Annotated in this window: 16 protein-coding genes; 15 read left to right on the forward strand and 1 reads right to left on the reverse strand. The window is 29.3% G+C overall.

Features of this window, described 5'->3' with window-relative positions:
- Positions 1 to 68 precede the first annotated feature (68 nt).
- From EHE19_RS00075 to EHE19_RS00090, 4 genes are all read left to right on the forward strand, one after another.
- Positions 69 to 608 carry a hypothetical protein gene (locus EHE19_RS00075; protein ID WP_244648294.1) on the forward strand — a complete coding sequence of 180 codons (540 nt, stop codon included), beginning with the start codon at positions 69 to 71 and terminating at the stop codon, positions 606 to 608.
- Between the two features lie 446 nt (positions 609 to 1,054).
- A complete protein-coding gene (locus EHE19_RS00080; RefSeq protein WP_137697063.1) occupies positions 1,055 to 1,309 on the forward strand; it encodes a DUF2508 family protein in 255 nt (84 codons plus the stop codon).
- 204 nt (positions 1,310 to 1,513) lie between these two features.
- Positions 1,514 to 1,705: a pro-sigmaK processing inhibitor BofA family protein gene (locus EHE19_RS00085; protein ID WP_137697064.1), complete on the forward strand. Its 192-nt coding sequence runs from the start codon at positions 1,514 to 1,516 to the stop codon at positions 1,703 to 1,705.
- A 781-nt stretch (positions 1,706 to 2,486) separates the two neighbouring features.
- The gene (locus tag EHE19_RS00090) at positions 2,487 to 3,470 is read left to right on the forward strand and encodes a CotS family spore coat protein (protein WP_137697065.1); all 984 of its coding nucleotides are present in this window, start codon (positions 2,487 to 2,489) and stop codon (positions 3,468 to 3,470) included.
- A gap of 778 nt (positions 3,471 to 4,248) precedes the next feature.
- Here the strand turns inward: EHE19_RS00090 and EHE19_RS00095 are convergent.
- Positions 4,249 to 5,919, reverse strand: a complete 1,671-nt coding sequence (locus tag EHE19_RS00095; protein WP_137697066.1) for a formate--tetrahydrofolate ligase — start codon at positions 5,917 to 5,919, stop codon at positions 4,249 to 4,251.
- A 604-nt stretch (positions 5,920 to 6,523) separates the two neighbouring features.
- Between EHE19_RS00095 and EHE19_RS00100 the strand changes: the two genes are divergently transcribed.
- The 11 genes from EHE19_RS00100 (at position 6,524) to EHE19_RS00150 (ending at position 18,569) form a co-directional block, all read left to right on the forward strand.
- Entirely contained in the window at positions 6,524 to 6,730 is a 207-nt protein-coding gene (locus EHE19_RS00100) for a sporulation peptidase YabG (RefSeq protein WP_137697067.1), read from the forward strand.
- A gap of 151 nt (positions 6,731 to 6,881) precedes the next feature.
- Entirely contained in the window at positions 6,882 to 7,148 is a 267-nt protein-coding gene (locus EHE19_RS00105; RefSeq protein ID WP_110460908.1) for a Veg family protein, read from the forward strand.
- Between the two features lie 291 nt (positions 7,149 to 7,439).
- The gene (locus tag EHE19_RS00110) at positions 7,440 to 9,008 is read left to right on the forward strand and encodes a DUF3794 and LysM peptidoglycan-binding domain-containing protein (RefSeq protein WP_137697068.1); all 1,569 of its coding nucleotides are present in this window, start codon (positions 7,440 to 7,442) and stop codon (positions 9,006 to 9,008) included.
- Between the two features lie 202 nt (positions 9,009 to 9,210).
- On the forward strand, positions 9,211 to 10,053 hold the full coding sequence (gene ispE, locus EHE19_RS00115; RefSeq protein ID WP_483314010.1) for a 4-(cytidine 5'-diphospho)-2-C-methyl-D-erythritol kinase: 843 nt from the start codon (positions 9,211 to 9,213) through the stop codon (positions 10,051 to 10,053).
- Positions 10,054 to 10,260: 207 nt separating this feature from the next.
- Entirely contained in the window at positions 10,261 to 10,941 is a 681-nt protein-coding gene (locus tag EHE19_RS00120; RefSeq protein WP_137697070.1) for a GntR family transcriptional regulator, read from the forward strand.
- Between the two features lie 143 nt (positions 10,942 to 11,084).
- A complete protein-coding gene (locus EHE19_RS00125) occupies positions 11,085 to 12,692 on the forward strand; it encodes an AAA family ATPase (RefSeq protein ID WP_137697071.1) in 1,608 nt (535 codons plus the stop codon).
- 130 nt (positions 12,693 to 12,822) lie between these two features.
- Positions 12,823 to 13,554 (forward strand): PspA/IM30 family protein, encoded by a 732-nt coding sequence (locus tag EHE19_RS00130; RefSeq protein ID WP_137697072.1) that lies wholly within the window; start codon positions 12,823 to 12,825, stop codon positions 13,552 to 13,554.
- A 23-nt stretch (positions 13,555 to 13,577) separates the two neighbouring features.
- The gene (locus EHE19_RS00135) at positions 13,578 to 14,069 is read left to right on the forward strand and encodes a GNAT family N-acetyltransferase (protein ID WP_137697073.1); all 492 of its coding nucleotides are present in this window, start codon (positions 13,578 to 13,580) and stop codon (positions 14,067 to 14,069) included.
- A 34-nt stretch (positions 14,070 to 14,103) separates the two neighbouring features.
- Positions 14,104 to 14,928 carry a hypothetical protein gene (locus tag EHE19_RS00140; protein ID WP_137697074.1) on the forward strand — a complete coding sequence of 275 codons (825 nt, stop codon included), beginning with the start codon at positions 14,104 to 14,106 and terminating at the stop codon, positions 14,926 to 14,928.
- 67 nt (positions 14,929 to 14,995) lie between these two features.
- A complete protein-coding gene (locus tag EHE19_RS00145) occupies positions 14,996 to 16,573 on the forward strand; it encodes a flagellar assembly protein A (protein WP_137697075.1) in 1,578 nt (525 codons plus the stop codon).
- 46 nt (positions 16,574 to 16,619) lie between these two features.
- Positions 16,620 to 18,569 carry a GAF domain-containing protein gene (locus tag EHE19_RS00150; RefSeq protein ID WP_137697076.1) on the forward strand — a complete coding sequence of 650 codons (1,950 nt, stop codon included), beginning with the start codon at positions 16,620 to 16,622 and terminating at the stop codon, positions 18,567 to 18,569.
- The last annotated feature ends 121 nt before the right edge of the window (positions 18,570 to 18,690 follow it).

The raw sequence follows: 18,690 nt of genomic DNA on the forward strand, positions 1-18,690 counted from the left end.
TAAGAACTATATATGTTGAATAAATAGATATATTTAGGCTAATTATAAAATTACACCTTTTTATTGGAGTGATTTTATTGGCTAAGACGATTGTAGCTATTTTTGAATTTTTTGATAATGCAGAAAAAGCAGCTTTTGACGTCAGAGATAAGGGTCTTAAAACAGATAATATATCTATTTTAGTTAAAGACAGCGGTAATGAGGCATATTATAAATCAAATAATAAGGATGAACATATAAAATTAATAGAAAGTGAATCATTACAATATATTTTTAGCAAGAGAGAAAGAATTTCAGATGGAATAGTCACAGGTGGAATATTAGGAGGAGTTGTTGGAATAGTAATTGGCGCAGTAAGTATGTTTATGCAGGACTTTGGTTTTATTGCAGCTGTTGGGCCTATTTCAGGACTTATTTTTGGCTTTATATTTGGTGGTATTGTAGGAGGTATATCAGATGCTAAAATACCAAAAGAAAAAAGAAGGGTGTATGAAGATTTAATTTCAAAGGGTAATGCACTTTTTAGTATGAAGGTTGATGAGGATAGAATAGAATCAATAATTGAAATAATAGAAAAAAATGGCGCATTGTTAGTAGAAAAGTACTAAAATAATATGTTTTGCTAATTATTTATATATCTTATAAATTTAAATTATAGTGTTGAGATACTGGTACTTTTGTACAAGCTTATTTAAGAGGTTACTTAAAAGAAATTTGATGAATTAGGGTTAATTCATAATATTAAATTTTACCGCCTTACAACATTCAAAATTCATGTATAATTCATATACTAAAACTTACACTGTGTAAGTTTTATGGTATAATGAATTACTCTTTTACCTATAAATTAATAACAAATATCCTTAACTAAGAGATCTAATTTAAATTTTATAAGCTTTCCTGAGTACTAGTATAAAAAAATAATTTACATGCATAATCAACTAAAAAATTAGCATAACAAGACAAATTAATATATAGAATATTTCCATAAATGTATAAATATTATAATAAAAGGTCAATCATTTATTATATATTATGACCAAAGGAGAATTTTATGGAAATATCTTTGAATAAAACACTAAATAGAGTATTCAACATAGTGGAAACAGATATTATAGAAACTGAAAAAAATAATCTCTTATTAGAAATAAAAAAGGCTAAAGAAGAGTTAGAAGGTGCATATAACAACTTTAACTTTGTATCTGATTTTTTACTTGTTGACTATTATACTTATCAGATTAAAACATTAGAAACGCAATATGAGTATCTTATTAGGTTAGCAAAATCAATAGGACTTACCAATATTTAGTCTAATTAGTATAAGCCATCAAAAAAATTTTTATAGAATATATTATACATCCCTTAAATATATTTAGTATATAACAGAATAAATATATTAAATAAAAGTCAATTAACTTATAAATTCTCGGTTGGAGGCAGAATTTACCGATATGCAAAATTTAGAGTATTTTTGATTTGATATATTAATTGACTTTCTTAAAGGGGTGAAAAAATGAATGCTGTCAGGTTAGTAAAAAAATTATTAATTAATACAGTATTAGGTGCAGTACTACTATCCGTAATAAATTTCTTTGGTATTTATTTTAATTTTTATATAGCATTAAATATATATTCTGCATTAATTATTGGTATTTTAGGTGTTCCAGGTTTAATTCTTCTTATATTTTTAAAATTTATGGTTTAAAACAGTATAAAATAGTATTTAATTTATATAAGTTAAATATTATTTTTTTTATATTTATATAAAAAAACTCAAATTTCAAAGGTAAGTATAGTGCTTAAGGCCAAAAAATATAAGGTGAGTTGTATTATAAAATGTAAAGTTAAAATATAAAAATAATATAAATTAGGTTGCTGTACAACTAACCCTTGGTATATTAATAATGGATATGCTTTTCATCCGGAAGCTTCTTATTATATAAAAACAAAGTAATTATTTTCAAATTAATTATACTAGTTAGATTAGAAACCGCTAGTAAAGCAAATAATACTAATCTGTTCAATAAATTTTTAAGTAGCATTATATTAACATAGAATAAAGCCCTAAATTCTAAAGTATGATTTTTCTATATAATTTTATCCAATAGGAGTTTAAATTTTATTCTATATTTGTATTGAAAATCATATACTTTATTAGCGCATGCTTACAAAAAAATAAATTAATAACAAAGGTCAATTACTATCGGATAAAAGTTTGGTTTTAAAGCTAATACAAAATTATAAATATTATATCTCTATATAAATATAACAATGTTTACTTGAACCACATTATCATAAACTCTAGAGTGGCTTATTTGATTAATATGGTGGAATAAAGCATTTGAGATCAAATAAGATAATGGCTTTGTACCGAAATAACTTTAGTAACTAGATTAGAGATTTTAATTTATGACCAATATGCGGCTTATAAATAGGATTATACTGTATAACATTTAGTTGCCGTTATTCGGCTCATGGAGGTCAAAATGCATGAATTGGAAAATCTATTGCAGGAAAGCTATGATATTAAAATAAATAGCATTACAAATTATAGGGATATGTTTGTTGCTAATACCAATAATGGGAAAAGGCTTATTAAAATAACTACATTAAAGCCTGAAAGAGTGTGTTTTATTGCAGAAGTTAAGGAGCATTTGATTAATAATGGCTTTATAAATATTGATAGAAATATTTATACTAATTCTGGAAAATCATTTATTACTTATAATTATCAAACTATATATATGAGCAATTTTATTGATGGCAGAGAATGCAACCTTGACAGTAAAGATGAAACAGTAAAATGTGCTAGATTACTTGCAAATATGCATAAGGCATCAAAAGGATTTATTTGCTCGGAAAATAGTAAGGCAAGGAGTGAACTTGGAAGATTGCCAAGTTGCTATAAAAAAAGATTAGATGAAATTAAGAAGCTTAAAAAGAATGCTTTAAAAGGTAAACTTAAATTTGATAATTTGATGTGTCAGTATGTTGATTATTTCTATGAAATGGGAGAAAAAGCTATAAATATGTTGGATTCTTCGGACTATTACGAATTAGTCGAGGAGGCAGAAAAGATCAAAAATATATCTCACCATGATTTTAATCATCATAATATTTATGTTCAAAATGATGATATGTATTTAATTAATTTTGAGTATTGCTGTTATGATTTAAAAATATACGATTTAGTAAACTTATTAAGACGAAAGATGAGAAAGTGTGAGTGGAATATTAATGAAGCAGATTTAATAATTAATGAGTATTGTAAAATTGAAACTTTATGTGAGAGTGAGTTTGAACTAATGAAAATAATGTTTATGTTTCCACAGAAGTTTTGGAGAATTGTGAATAAATACTACAATAGTAAAAAAGGATGCACAGAAAAAAGCTATATAAATCGCCTACAAGAGGTAATTGATGAGATACAGTATCTCAAGGCTTTTTTAAACGATTTTCAGTCATTTTAAATATAAAAGAAAACCTGGAAAATATATCCGAGGTTCTCTTTTTAGGTGTTCCTTGTGTCTATCTGATCTGGACCACACCAGTCAGTATTATATTATTAATATGTGAATTAGAATATAGCAATACAGAGCAAAGGATTAAAGAATTTTATTATTATAATTCAACTTTTTCAGTTAAAAATCGTAGGTGTTAAAATTATCAATTGAAAGTTGAATTATATTATAAATACAAACTTACAATTTTATGGCTGAGCTGCTTGAAATTCTTCAGCTATTTTAATGGCTTCTTCTTTTGAAATTAACTTATCCTAAAGTGCTGTCAGCATATATAGAAGATCATTATCTACCCATTCAAGTATATATTAATATAGTTTATAGATTTCTTTAAAGCCGTCAATATCACCCAGCTGGCAGCGACCTATGATATCATTAAGGTTCATAGATCATCCCTTCATTAGTTCTTTAATTGTGTTAACACATAATATAAGAGACATCTAATTATAAAGAGGTTCATTTTTATTTATAAAACTTTAAAGCTAAATATAAATCTTCAGGCTTGGGAAGTCAATCTCTTATTTCTTTATTTAAAATTTATAGTATAAGTAAAATTTTTTAGATGGAATTAAAATAAAACATAAGAAATCTATTTTATAGATTATGTATATAGTGTGTGAATAAAATATTAAATGGCAATAAAATGTTTCAATTAAAGTAAACTTGTACATTTTATTGCCATCTAAATACTATTGCATTAGCTTGAAATGTTTAGTTGAGTAAAGAATTAAAATAATCCAACGATAGTTCCATCTTCTTGTATGTCTATCTTTTCTGCTGCCGGTACCTTTGGGAGCCCAGGCATTGTCATAATATCGCCTGTTAAAACAACTATAAAACCAGCACCTGCCGATATTCTAACTTCCTTGACAGTGACATCAAAGTCCTTTGGGCAGCCTAGCAGAGCAGCATTATCTGAAAGAGAATATTGAGTCTTGGCCATACAGATTGGAAGTTTATCAAGACCCATTTCTTCAATCTTTGAAATAGACTTCTCAGCAGCAGCAGTGTATATTACATTTTTTCCACCATATATCTTAGATACAATTGTGTGTACCTTATCTTTAATAGGAGCATCTGAGTCATATAATGGAGCAAAATTTGAAGTAGTAGAATCTAAAAGGTCAACTAACTTATTTGCAAGTTCTATACCGCCTTCTCCGCCCTTTAAGAATACGTCTGAAAAGGCAACTTCTACTCCTAAAGCACTACATTTATCATGAACTAATTGAATCTCTTTTTCAGTATCTGTATCAAAGTGGTTAATAGCTACAATAACAGGTACACCAAATTGTTTTATATTTTCTATGTGTTTTTGTGCATTGGAGAAGCCCTTTGATAAAGCTTCTATATTCTCTTCCTTAAGGTTTTCTTTCTTTACGCCGCCATTATATTTGAGTGCTCTTATTGTCGCTACCAAAACTACTGCATCAGGTTTAAAACCAGCAAATCGGCATTTTATATCAAAGAATTTCTCTGCGCCAAGATCAGCACCGAAACCAGCCTCTGTAATAACATAGTCGGATAGCTTTAGAGCTATCTTAGTAGCAGTAACGCTATTACATCCATGTGCTATATTTGCAAAAGGGCCACCGTGCATGATAGCAGGAGTACCTTCAAGTGTTTGTACAAGATTTGGCTTAATTGCATCCTTTAGAAGCAGCGTCATTGCGCCATCAACCTTTAAATCTCTTGCAGTAACAGGATTTCCAGAATAGTTGTAACCAATAATTATTTTTCCAAGTCTTTCTTTTAAATCGGTAATATCAGAAGCAAGACATAGTATTGCCATAACTTCCGAAGCAACAGTTATATTAAAACCATCCTCTCGTGGAACACCATTAACCTTTCCGCCAAGTCCAACAATTATATTTCTAAGAGCTCTGTCATTCATATCCATACAGCGTTTCCATACAATTTGACGAGGATCTATATTTAAAGAATTACCTTGCTGAAGATGATTATCTATAGCTGCTGAAAGAAGGTTATTAGCAGCAGTAATAGCATGCATATCACCCGTAAAATGAAGATTAATATCTTCCATAGGTACAACCTGGGAGTAACCACCGCCAGCAGCACCTCCCTTAATTCCCATTACAGGTCCTAATGAAGGTTCACGAAGTGCTATTACAGCATTTTTCCCTATCTTGTCCATAGCTTGTCCTAAACCAACAGTAGTAGTAGTTTTACCTTCACCAGCAGGAGTTGGGTTAATAGCAGTAACTAAAATAAGCTTACCATCCTTTTTAGCTTTAACTTTATCCCATAATTTATCTGAAAGTTTAGCTTTGTAATTGCCGTATAATTCTAAGTCCTCCTCATTTATTCCTAGCTTTTCTGCAATTTTATTAATTTTAAGAAGTTTGCAGTTTTGGGCAATTTGTATATCTGTAAGCAATATAATTCTCCTCTCTTATAAATGAAAATATTTATTGTATAAATGCAAATAATTATTGAAAATATAAGCCACTTATGTTTTTCTAAAAATAATCAAAGTATATTTTTTAGTCTCTTTTTTACTTCATAAATTTTGATCTATAATGGAATTAGTCATACGGAATTCATATATTTCCTAATATAATATACTAATACCTTATTGTATAATAATATACTTTCATAGAAAATATTATATATCTTTATATATGGTTAATTCAACAAAATTAAGTAATTTGGTGAGATACCATTCACAATGATTAGTCAGAAGTCATAAAATGGAATTAGGAAGATATTTATAATTTTATACTTTTACATATTTCTTCAAAACACAGCATATTTAAAAGATATATGTACAAGGATGATTCTCAGTATATTTATTTGAATTTTCATCTGATAACTTTTTTCTACACTCAAAATTTTCAATTGCGAAAGTTGGATTTATACAAAAATTCAACAGTCGAGAGACTAAAGTGTAACAGAAATTAATAATATTTCTAACTAATAAATAATTTTTAAATATTATTTAAAAAAATTGACATACTAAACTTAGAGGGGAAGAAAGAATTATGAAGCAGATTGAAATTGGAAATTTAGTTTATAGAAAATCCTATGAAAAAGATGTACTTTTTAGGGTGGCAGACATAATATTTGATCATGGTAAAAAAATAATTATATTAAAAGGTGTAAACGTAAGATTGCAAGCAGATGCTGAAGAAGAAGATTTAGATATAATTGAATATGATAAGAATAAAATATCTGGAAATATTTTATAAAATCTCCTTGAAGGCTATGAAAATAAGCAATATCAGGTAGATTCACCAAAAAAATACTTGACATGAGAGCTGTTCACTTGTATAATATAATATTTTTGACAAGAAGCAAATATTGTGATATAATTAACTAAACTGATGAAGAGGTGATATCATGATAGATAGAGGAGAACTTTTTCAGATAAAAAGAGATATTGAAGGTTGTATCGGTGAAAAGGTACAGCTAAGAGCGAACAAAGGGCGCAAGAAATCTTTTATTAGAGAAGGTGTTCTTGAAAATACTTATCCAAGTATTTTTGTTGTTAAGTTCGAAAATGCATATGATAATACCAGAAGGGTTTCATATAGCTACACAGATGTTCTTACAAAAGCAGTAGAATTAGTTGTATATAAAGATGATAAACAGATTCAGGTATGCTAAGATTAGTTGAAATTATTTGATTACAGTTGTATTAGTATTAATATTCGTATGATTCATTATCATAAGCTTTCTGAGAAAACTTAATAATATAATTTATCAAAAAAGAGACTTATAAATATTAAGTCTCTTTTTTGCAATAAATTAAAGGATAATACTATTAATAGTTTTGGTTTTATTGGTATATATTTGTAAATTGTTAATATATATTAAATAGCAGAATCATTTTGTTTGTTAGGTTATTTCATCTAAAAATACGAAATGTAATTTTTTTGAAATAGGGAGGATGGAGAAATGTCTCTGGAATTGATAAAAGAGGCCTTTAAGGTAAATAATTTATTGGGTGAGGATACAATTCAGACAGTTATCGATAATGATATAATTGTTTCGGATACAAAGCCGGATATAGCCAGGGTATTACTTCTTGATGGTGATGTTTTCATTACTGGTTGCGATACAGGTACTGATAGAGTAGTTACATCTGGTTGTATCGTATGTAAAATACTTTATATATCTGATGATGAATCAAAAAGCATAAAAGGAATTGTTTCAAATATTCCGTTTTCTGAAACAAGTGATATTCAAAATGTTAGAAGTGGAATGAAATGCAGAGCTAAGGCTGCAATAGAACACATGGATTATAACTTGATTAATGGGAGAAAGATAAACGTAAAGGCAATACTATCTAAAAATGTTAAAGTATATGACGAGATTGAAAGGGAAATATCATGTGATATAACTGGAATAGATAATATTCAAGTTTTAAGAGAATCTGTTGTACTAAATACATTTTTAGGCAGCAATAAAGTTAATTTTATAATTAAAGAAGACTTAGAACTTCCAACTAGTAAACCTACCATTGGCGAAATTGTTAGAAATGATGTAAAAATATCAAATAAAGACTATAAAATTACTGATGGAAAGATATTTGTAAATAGTGATATAAATATATCTACACTTTATGTTGCTGATGATGAAGAGAGAAGTCTGCAGTTCATGGAAAATGAATTGGTTTTCAATCAATTTGTTGAATTAGAAAATGTGGACGAAGACACAATTTTGGATATTGACTATGAATTGATTGACTACAAAATTGATGCTGTTGAGGATACGGACGGAGAATTAAGATTAATTAGAGCAGAAATAGCATTAAATATTTATGCTCAAGGAGTATGTCAAAAAACAATAGAGGTTCTATCTGATGCTTATAGCACCAATTCAAGGATTAATTTAGAGAGGCAGCAGATAAATATAGATGAACTTTTTTCTGAAAACAGAAGTCAAATAGTCATTAAAGATACTGTTGCTCTTGATGAATGTAATCCTAATGTTTCAGAAATATTCAATGTTTTATGCAAGCATAGTGTTTCAGATAGTAGGATAGAAGATAATAAAATTATTATTGAGGGTTCGGTTGAAAATAATATTTTATATTTAGCAAATAATGAAGAACAGCCAGTATTCTGCTTCAAAAAAGAAATACCCTTTACACATGAAATTGAAATAAAGGGAATTAGAAGTGATATGCCGTATGATATCTCATTAGAGGTGGAACATTGTAATTATAGCATGTTAACCTCTGATCAGGTTGAAATTAGAAATGTTTTAGGGGTAAGCACAAAGGTTCAATCTAAGAAAAATATACCAATAATTAATAAGGCAATTGAGAATCTTATAGATGATAAAAAGCAGTTATCTCTCCCAAGTATAATTGTGTATATTACACAACCAGGGGACAGTTTGTGGAAAATAGCAAAGAAATATGGAACAACTGTGGATGAATTGATGAAGATAAATAATCTTTCTGAAAATGATATATTAATGCCCGGACAGCAAATTCTAATTCTCAAAAAAGCAGTTTAATTAATAAATATACATAATATTTAATAAAAAAGGCTCTTGACAAATAATCAAGAGCTTTTTTTATTGAATATTTATATGTATTTTTATTAAAAAAATTTATATGCTGTTTAGTTGTAAACCACATGATTATTGATTTTTATTGATATTAAAATGTATATTGTATATAATATACTTAAATAATAAACAAAGGATTATATAGATGATTTCATTAGAGGCACATGCTAAGATAAATTTATCTTTGGATGTATTAAATAAAAGAGACGATGGCTACCATAATCTAAGAATGATTATGCAAACTGTACAGTTACATGATACTATATCTATTGAAAAAATTCCATCAGGAGTTGAAATAGATTGTGTTGCTTCATATGTTCCAAATAATAGTTCAAATATAGCCTGTAAGGCAGCAGAGGCTATGATTAGCAAATATAATTTAAATGCTGGTGTAAGGATTAAAATAGATAAAAGAATACCTGTTGCTGCAGGACTTGCTGGAGGGAGTGCAGATGCTGCAGCAGTAATTAAGGGTATTAATACTCTTTTTAACCTTGGCATTTCCCAAAATGAGCTAATGGAAACAGGAAGTACTATAGGTGCAGATGTGCCATACTGTATTATGGGCGGTACTGCTTTAGCAGAAGGAAAAGGGGAAGAACTTACATCCATATCCTTACTTAAGGATGTCCCAATTTTGATTGTAAAGCCTAGAATAGGTGTGTCAACTGCTTGGGTTTATAAAAACTTAAATTTAGATAAGATTGTTGATAGGCCTAATACAGAGGCTCTTATTTCTGCAATTCAAAATAGAGATATCAGCTTTATTGCCCAAAATATGAGAAATGTATTAGAGAGTGTAACAGTAATAAAGCACCCAATAATTAAAAAGATTAAAAAAAATCTCTTAGAAGAAGGCGCTATCGGAAGTATGATGAGTGGAAGCGGACCTTCGGTTTTTGGTATATTTGATGATAAGAATAAGGCTATAAGTGCTTATAATAAAATAAAAAAAAGTAAGAATGAATGCATTTTAACTTTTACAATATAGATTCTTAATCGAAACTTAGTAATAATAATTGCCCTGATGGAGACTATTTAGGTTTGCTTGAAAAATGCGATGTTTAAAATTCCTGCATTAATTGTTCTCTTAGAAAGCTGAGAGCAGCTTTTTGCGCATTTAGAAATTCAGGCAATAACCATAAAATTTAAATTTACTATATTTTAGTGCCCAAATGAGGCCGTGGAGGTTATGAGAATGGCAGGTAAATTATCAAAAATTAATTTAAATGACTATAAGCCATTGAGAGAGGTAATATTTAATTCATTAAGAGAGGCTATAATTATTGGTGAACTAAGACCTGGAGAGAGGCTAATGGAGGTTCAGCTTGCTGAAAAAATGGGTGTCAGCAGAACACCGGTAAGAGAAGCTATACGTAAGTTAGAACTTGAAGGGCTTGTAAATATGATACCAAGAAAGGGTGCTCATGTTGCTGAACTTTCAGTAAAGGACATTATGGATGTTTTAGAAGTAAGAGCGTCCCTAGATGGGTTAGCAACAGCACTTGCTGCTGAAAGAATAACAGATGATGAATTAAAGGAGTTAAGGTACATTAATGGGCAATTTGCCTCATATATTGAAAAAGAGAACATTAATAGTTCTATTAAAAAGGATGTAGAATTCCATGATATTATATATAAAGCATCTAGAAATGATAAGTTGATAGCTATTCTAAATAATCTTAGGGAGCAAGTTCAGAGATTTAGAGTTATTTATATAAAGGATTACAGCAGTCCAAAAAATCTGATAAAAGAGCATAATGATATTTTTGCGGCAATGGAATCTAGAAATCCAGAAGCAGCAAGAAGTCTTGCAAAAGCACATATTGTTAATCAAGAAGCTACAATTTTGAATTCCTTAAAAATACAGAAAAAATAGGATGTTTTCAGCTAAGTTAGCAGACATTTTTAGAATTATTGTATATAATTATTATGAATACAAAAATATATATTTATAAATTATTAAAATATATTATTAATGTATTCTATATATACAAAATAATTTTAAAAGGATAAGCAAAAATGTGGTTTAACGAATTTTTATCAAAATACAAGTCTGGCATTTCACATGAATTTTTATTTTATTTCAATGTTAAAGATATGATGGACAATACTAGAAATTTCTTTAGATACATAGACGATGAATTTATTAAACAGAGAAATTTCGGTATTGTCGCTTTCTATGACATATCAAGAGGACTAACTTTCTTAGAACCTGCTATGGAGCGAGAATTCATCAAAATTGCAGGTAATGAGGTGGCAAATTTATTTCATACTCTTCCATCTAGGATATTCCCTTTTATTGATATAGCTTTAAGAAATACAAAAATGGCTTTGTTTATAGATCATGCTGAAAAGATTGTTCCTGCAGGAGATATTGGAAGTATGACACTTGAAGAAAGAATGGCTCTTATTTGGTTATCTGAATGGTCTGTTAATTCAAGAATTTCTGCTGTTGGAAGTACAATATTTATGCTTGCAGACAATCTGGCAGGGATTAGTCATGAGTTTTTAAAGTCTGCCTATAGAATAGAACCTATTTTAGTTGAGCTTCCAAATGAAGCAGAAAGGAAGAGCTATATTGAGTATTTGTTGAAGGATAAGGAAATCAAGTCAGAGATATCTGTAGATGAATTTGCGAAGCTATCATCAGGTTTGAACAGAAAAAGCATAAAGGATATTAAGCTCAAAGCTGAGGCAGAGGGAGTCCCTATTAGCTTTGATTTTATAAAAGAAAAGAAACATGATGTGCTAAAGAAGGAATATGGAGATGTTTTAGATTTTATATATCCAGAAATAGGCTTTGAAAATTTGGGTGGTATGGAATTTGCTAAAACCTATTTAAATAAAAATATTATTGAGCCAATACGCAGGGGTGATTTAAGAAGGGTTCCAATGGGAATACTTTTATGTGGACCCTCCGGTACCGGAAAGACTCTTTTAGTTGAAGCGTTGGCTAAAGCAAGTGGTTTTAATTGCGTAAAAATAGATATGTCAAGAATTTTAGGACAATATGTTGGAGAAAGTGAGAAAAACTTTAAGAAGTGTCTGCTAGGAGCCAAATCACAGGAGCCGGTAATTGTCTTTGTTGATGAAATTGATACAGCTTTCAGGCGCGGAGATTCTGGAGATAGTGGAGTAAGCAGGAATATTTTTAGTGAATTTTTGCAGTTTACAAGTAATACTAATAATAGGGGTAAAATAATTTTTATTGCAGCAACAAATAGACCAGACCTTATTGATGCGGCATTAAAAAGAGCTGGAAGGTTTGATAAAAAGATTCCTATACTTTTGCCAGAGGTAGAAGAACGTGCTGAAATTTTCAAAATAATCATAAAGAAATATGGAATAGAAACAAATATACAGGATTTTCTATCTATTTCAAAATTAGCAGAGAATTATACTGGAGCAGAAATTGATACAGTAGTTAGAAAAGCATATGAAATTGCATGTAACAAAAAGGAAGAAAATCCTGTAATAACTGGACCAATTCTTAAAGAAGCGCTTAAGAAATGCAGACCTAGCACAAAGGATGTACAGTTTATGACAGAACTTGCAATTGCAGAGTGCGATGATATAGATTTATTACCTAAAAAGTACTGGCATATATTTGAAAATACATTAAAATAACTGGATTTACAAGTTTTAATTATTTTATTATTTACATTGTATTAGTTTTATTATAAATTAGTTGTATAGGGTATTTTTATAAAATAAAGAACTATTTTTCAGAACATTTAAATATTCAAGGAGGTAGTATATGGGTTTATTTAGTAGACTTGGACAAATGGTAAGGGGTTTCTTCGGATTATTTGTTGGTAATTTGGAAGATAAAAATCCAGAAGCTTTGTTTGAAGATATCAAAAATCAGATTAATAAAGCTAGACGTGAGGCTGAAAATCAGATATTAGAGATTCAAACTAGTGCTGAAATGATAAAGATAGAGATGAAAACAGCCGAAAAAAACTTAAATGCTATTAAAGCAAGAGTTGAAGCTGCTCAAAGAGCTGGGGATAAAGAACTTTTAGTTGAACTATTAGTGCAGGAAGAAGAGTATCAGACTGTTTATGAAACCCATAAAGCTACTTATGACAATGCCATGATTCAAGTTGACAAGATACGTGAAGACTACAAGATTTTTGAATCTGAAATGAATGCGAAATTAAATGAGCTTAAGACCTTAAAGTCACAGGCTAAAATGGCTAATTTACGTGAAAATATTAATTCTGTTAATTCTCAATATACATCAAAAAATAGCCGTATTGGTAGTGTGAATGAAAATCTCGACAGAGCCCGTGAAATTGTAAATAAAAAGACTGCAAGAGCAAATGCAATGGAATCACTCAATCAGGACAATATGGATATGAAGCTTAAGAGACTTGATATGAATTCTGCAAGAGACAGGGCAAAAGCAAGAGCAGAGGCTATGTTGGGCGGAGACAATGGTGGCTTTGAAGTTAAGGAAAAAACAGAAAATAAGTTGTCAAATTAATTCTAAGTATTGGAAGTTTGTATATGGATAAAAATATTAGAAAAGCAAATGTTTCAGATTTGGCACGGATTACTGATATATACAATTGGGCAGTTGAGAACACAACTGCCTCATTTGATATTAACTCTCATACAATAGAGCAAAGAACTGAGTGGTTTGCAGAACATGATGATAGACACCCATTAATTGTTTATGAGTTAGAAGGAAAAGTTGTAGGGTATGCAAGCTTATCTGAATTTAGAAGCAAAGAAGCATATGATAGTACTTGTGAGATGTCTGTTTACGTTGACCACGAGTATCATAACCGTGGTATAGGTAAAGCCCTTATTGAGGAAATTATTAAACTTGGCAAAGATAATGGTTTTCATGTTATTATTTCAGTTATTTCTGCCGACAATTATATTAGTATAGAGATTCACAAAAAATTTGGATTTGTGCTTTGTGGTGATATTAAGCAGGTTGCTTTTAAGTTTGGAAGATATTTAGATTGTTTATTCTATCAGCTTTTTATTTAAGAGTGATATAAAATAGAAGATAGTTGAGGGAAATATGAACGGAAATTTGTTTTTTAATGCTATTTTTAGATTTAGAAATTTTGCAACCTTAATAGTTTGGTTTTTGGTTGTTTATTTAGTTAGTGGTTCACTTGATATTCAGAGCTTAGGTTTTGGTACCGACGTAAACACATTGCTAACAGCTGCATATGGTTTAGGAGGCTTAACTTACCTTGGGATGGTTATCCAAAGTCTATTTAGCAGTAATTATAGAGAAGAAGTTAATATAAAGGAGAAGAAAAAAGAACTAAATAACTTAAATCGCCAGTGTTCAAAATTAGCATCTCAAGCAAGAGGGTCAATAACGCCTATTCAAAGGCAGAAGCTTAGGAAAATAATTCAGGATAAAGACGATATTTTAAATTCTCTAAAAAGAGGAGATGAGCGTAATTACTTAAAGGAAAAAATAGTAGAAAAGAGTTTAAATTTAGTTATTTCATATATTAAGCTTATGACAAACTACTCTATAAGAATTAAAGAATTATCTGAACTTAATACTAAAGATATTATGAATAAAATAAACGCTAATAGAAGAAAATTAAGTTTCTTAAAAGATGAAAGAATGATAGAAGACATAAAAAGCATTATAGAGATGGATGAAAACACTATTCAAAGAATAAAGGATGAAAAAAATGATCTAGAGAGAATTAGCGCTCGTTTAGATTATATAGAAAGTATGCTCGGAATGTTTAAACATCAAATTATATCAAGTATTGAATCTGAGGAAATGGTTGAAAAATTAGAGACAGCAGTTAATGAAGCTACAGCGCTAGATAGTGTATTACAAGAGCGAAGGAGAAATCAGATAAAATTGCACTAGTATTATGTGGAAATAAAATATTTAGATACCGGCATTTGTAGATTTTACACATTTGAGGGGGCATAATATGGAAAATACCATTATATATTCTTCTCCGTACATAGAAATAAGCAAAAGCGGCGATGGCTATTACATACAATCATTCAAGAAAGGATTAAGTGTTGGAGAGTTTAATAAAATATTAAATTCTTTCCCTGAAATACAGATCTCAAATTTTGTTGTTATAAAAGAAGCCTTGGTATTTGCTCCACAAGAACCGCGTAGATTTGGTTCAACAAAAGAAAAGATAAAAGTAGAGGTCTCTGGAGATAAATTAAAAGCATATGTTACAATATATGCGGATAAAAGTGAGTTAACAGGACCTGACATTATTACAAAAATAGTAGAAAAATTAAATGAAAAGGGTATCATTTATGGAATTAAAAGTGACGCATTTTTAAATTTAGTTCCCAATCAACCAATACTAATAGCCGAAGGCCTAGTTCCTATTCCAGGTAAAGATTCTATTAATAAAATGTATAAATTAAAAGAGGTTAGGCCTGAAATAAAAGAAGATGGAAATGTTGATCATTATGAGTTAAATCTGATTAATATGGTTAAAGAAGGGGATTGGCTAGGAGAAAGAATTGATGCCGATGAAGGTAAGGAAGGCAGAAATGTTTTTGGAGATCCTTTAAAGCCATTACCAGGTAAAAATTATCCACTTTTGTATGATAAAAATTCAGTTAGAGAAGTGGTTGAAGGAAATAAAACTGTTTTATATGCAAAGAGAAGTGGTGCCGTATTTTTTCAAGGAGATAGAATAGGAGTATCCAATCATCTTGAAATAGAAGAAAATGTAGGTGTTAAGACGGGAAATGTCAATTTTGATGGTTTTCTTACTGTAAAGGGCACTGTTGAAGACAATTTTTCTATAGCCTCTACAAAGGATATAGAAATTCTAAGTGAATATGGAGTAGGAAATGTAAAGGAAATTAAAAGCCATGAGGGGAATATTTACATAAAGGGTGGAATTGTTGGAAAAGGGAAAACAGTTATCAGATGCAAAAAAAATCTCTATATCAAATATGTAGCTGATGCTGATATATATTGTGATGAAAGTGTTCATGTGGGTTTCTATTGCTTAAATAGTAATATTACAGCTAAGGAAGTAATACTTGATTCAATGAAAGGGCAGATAATGGGAGGTACCATTAATGCTGAAGTAAGAGTAGTTACTGCAATTTTAGGTTCTTCAAGTGAAAAGCGAACCATCATAAAGGTTAAGGGATTTGATAGAAGTGATTATAAGGACAAGCTTGATGAGATATCTCACAATATAGATGAAATCAAGTTAGAAGTAAGTAAATGTAAACAACAGCTAGCTATTTTTGCAAATACATATGATTCTTGGCAAAATAGGAAGGCTGAATATGAAAAGATAGTCGCTCACTATAATGACCTTAAAATAGTTCTCTTAGAGTATGAAGAAAGTAGAAAAAAATTAATTAGCTATCTTCGAACAAAGGGTGAGGGTGAAATATCCATTCTAAAAAGAGCATTCCCAAATTCTATGATTGAAATAAAAGGTATTCAAAAAGAAATTCAAAAACCAGTAATTAGAGTAAGTTATTATTATAATGAAGGAACAATCAAGGAAATGTAAATATATTTTGTGAGATTAACTACTTAACTAATTGGAGGTAATTTACATGGATTATGATTCTATATTAAAGAGAATAGAAAAGGAAAAGAAGGACGAAGCCCTGTCTGCAAAACTTTATAGATATACTGGGTTAGTGCAGGCAATAGAATTCTTTTCTCAAAGGTTGGTTTTCGATCAAATAGTAGATGCAGCTTTTGATTTTATTAATGAGTTACTTCTAGTAAAAAAGTCAGCTATATATATCCTTGAAAATTATGCTTATGTACCAAAGAAAATTAAGGGATTCACAAAAAAGTTGGATAATATAGAACTTTCTATTGAGTTAAATGATCTTGCAACATATTATGGAAATATACTTTATGAAAGAGAAAATTTAATAAAGTTCTTAGATCCAGAATTGATTGATTCACTTGAAATAAATGCAGTTGTTCCTCTTATAATTGAAGATAGCTTATATGGTATTATTGTATTCCAGAATGCTAATAATAATTTTGGTGAAGATGACTATATAATATCTGAGGCATTGATGAGATTAATCAATACCGCTTTGGAGAATTTTAATAGATACGAAAAATTGGCTAAGGTAAATACTGAACTAGATGAAAAGATTTTTAATTTATTTGCCATAAATCAATCATCAAAGGTATTGCTTAGTGATTTACGAATAGATTCATTATATGATATAGCTGTTGATGTCTTTGCAGAGTTGACTCACAGTAAAGTTACTGGTTTCGTACTTTATGATGAAAGACGAGATAGATATACAATAAAAAGCTTTAAGGATATATTCTATAATATAAAAAATGTAAATATAAGTCTTATTCATAAAAACTCGGGTAAAGTAGATCCTAATAAGGTAATAGTTAATTTAAGAAATAAAAAGGATAGAGATTACTTTTATTCCTTGTTTGAAGAGGATATTGTCATAGCAAAAAATCAGCTTGATCAATTAGAAGCTATTTATGTTGTTTTGCTATTAAAAAATCGTCAAATTCTTGGCTTTGTAACATTAAGTGAAACGGTAACTAATACTGAATATGGAGATGGTATTTTTGAGTTGATAGAAAGTTTAGCGGCATCAACTTATACAGCCATTTCTAATGCTAAATTATTTGAAACTGTTAATGAGCAAAAGGCATTAATTCAACGTAAGGTGGACAAGCTAATTTCTCTTAACTATTTAACTAGAAATATTAGTAGTTCACTTAGAATTGATACTTTACAAGAAATAGCTACTAAAACCTTGCAAGTTTCTTTCAATGTTGTGAAGGGGGCATTTTGTCTTTATAAAAAGGAAACAAATGAGTTTGAGTTTTCAAGTACCATTAACATTGATGCGTGTAAGGGTAAGTTTATAACTCCGAAACAAAATTGGAAACGTATTTTTGAGGGAGACTGTGTTTATGGTATAGGACAGTCAACTGTCGCTGAATATATTGGAGAAGAATTTGTTGATGCTATCGGTGAGGTACAAGGAGTATTAATAATTCCTATATATCTCGATATGATGGAAATTGATGTGCTTGGTGCTATAATAATATTTGGATATTCAGATGTACAGCTTGATAATGAAGAAAATATGCTGATAATAGATACCATCGCAGGTAATATAGCTCCTGTATTAAATAATCTATTGATAATTCAGATGCACCAAAGATTTACTCTACCTAACTATATTGAACTGTTTAAAAGAGATTTGAAGGAAGAGGTTAATGCTGCTTTAGAATATGATATTGATTTATCTGTTATACAAGTAGAGGATCAAAGAGAGTTTTTATTTAAAGGGAATTCAGCTGTTGATGGAATTAAAGAAAACTTTAAAAAGGTTTACCCATTCTCATACAATAATATATTTATTATTGAAAATTCTATTGATGAGGATGAATTAATTGGCAGAATAAAAGATTGTACTAAATTTGAAGACATGAAAGTAAAGATTATGAAGCTAGGTACAGATTTTAAGAACTTTGCAGAGTTCTTTGAGTTATATAGATAATAAAATTTGATTAATTATACAAAATAGATATTAAACAAGTACAACTAAGCTATCGGAATTAAGCAATCTGTATGCTTAGTTGTACTTATGAAAAGGCAAATATTATTATATACTAGAACTT

The sequence above is a fragment of the Ruminiclostridium herbifermentans genome, assembly GCF_005473905.2.
In the GTDB taxonomy this organism is placed as follows: domain Bacteria; phylum Bacillota; class Clostridia; order Acetivibrionales; family DSM-1351; genus Ruminiclostridium; species Ruminiclostridium herbifermentans.

Excerpts from the sequence above, each read along its gene's own strand:
- EHE19_RS00120 (WP_137697070.1), top strand. The coding sequence starts at position 10,261 with ATGGCAGGTAAATTATCAAAAATTAATTTAAATGACTATAAGCCATTG.
- EHE19_RS00145 (WP_137697075.1), top strand. The coding sequence starts at position 14,996 with ATGGAAAATACCATTATATATTCTTCTCCGTACATAGAAATAAGCAAA.
- EHE19_RS00105 (WP_110460908.1), top strand. The coding sequence starts at position 6,882 with ATGATAGATAGAGGAGAACTTTTTCAGATAAAAAGAGATATTGAAGGT.
- EHE19_RS00130 (WP_137697072.1), top strand. The coding sequence starts at position 12,823 with ATGGGTTTATTTAGTAGACTTGGACAAATGGTAAGGGGTTTCTTCGGA.
- EHE19_RS00100 (WP_137697067.1), top strand. The coding sequence starts at position 6,524 with ATGAAGCAGATTGAAATTGGAAATTTAGTTTATAGAAAATCCTATGAA.
- EHE19_RS00140 (WP_137697074.1), top strand. The coding sequence starts at position 14,104 with ATGAACGGAAATTTGTTTTTTAATGCTATTTTTAGATTTAGAAATTTT.
- EHE19_RS00150 (WP_137697076.1), top strand. The coding sequence starts at position 16,620 with ATGGATTATGATTCTATATTAAAGAGAATAGAAAAGGAAAAGAAGGAC.
- EHE19_RS00125 (WP_137697071.1), top strand. The coding sequence starts at position 11,085 with ATGTGGTTTAACGAATTTTTATCAAAATACAAGTCTGGCATTTCACAT.
- EHE19_RS00135 (WP_137697073.1), top strand. The coding sequence starts at position 13,578 with ATGGATAAAAATATTAGAAAAGCAAATGTTTCAGATTTGGCACGGATT.
- EHE19_RS00085 (WP_137697064.1), top strand. The coding sequence starts at position 1,514 with ATGAATGCTGTCAGGTTAGTAAAAAAATTATTAATTAATACAGTATTA.
- EHE19_RS00110 (WP_137697068.1), top strand. The coding sequence starts at position 7,440 with ATGTCTCTGGAATTGATAAAAGAGGCCTTTAAGGTAAATAATTTATTG.
- EHE19_RS00090 (WP_137697065.1), top strand. The coding sequence starts at position 2,487 with ATGCATGAATTGGAAAATCTATTGCAGGAAAGCTATGATATTAAAATA.
- EHE19_RS00080 (WP_137697063.1), top strand. The coding sequence starts at position 1,055 with ATGGAAATATCTTTGAATAAAACACTAAATAGAGTATTCAACATAGTG.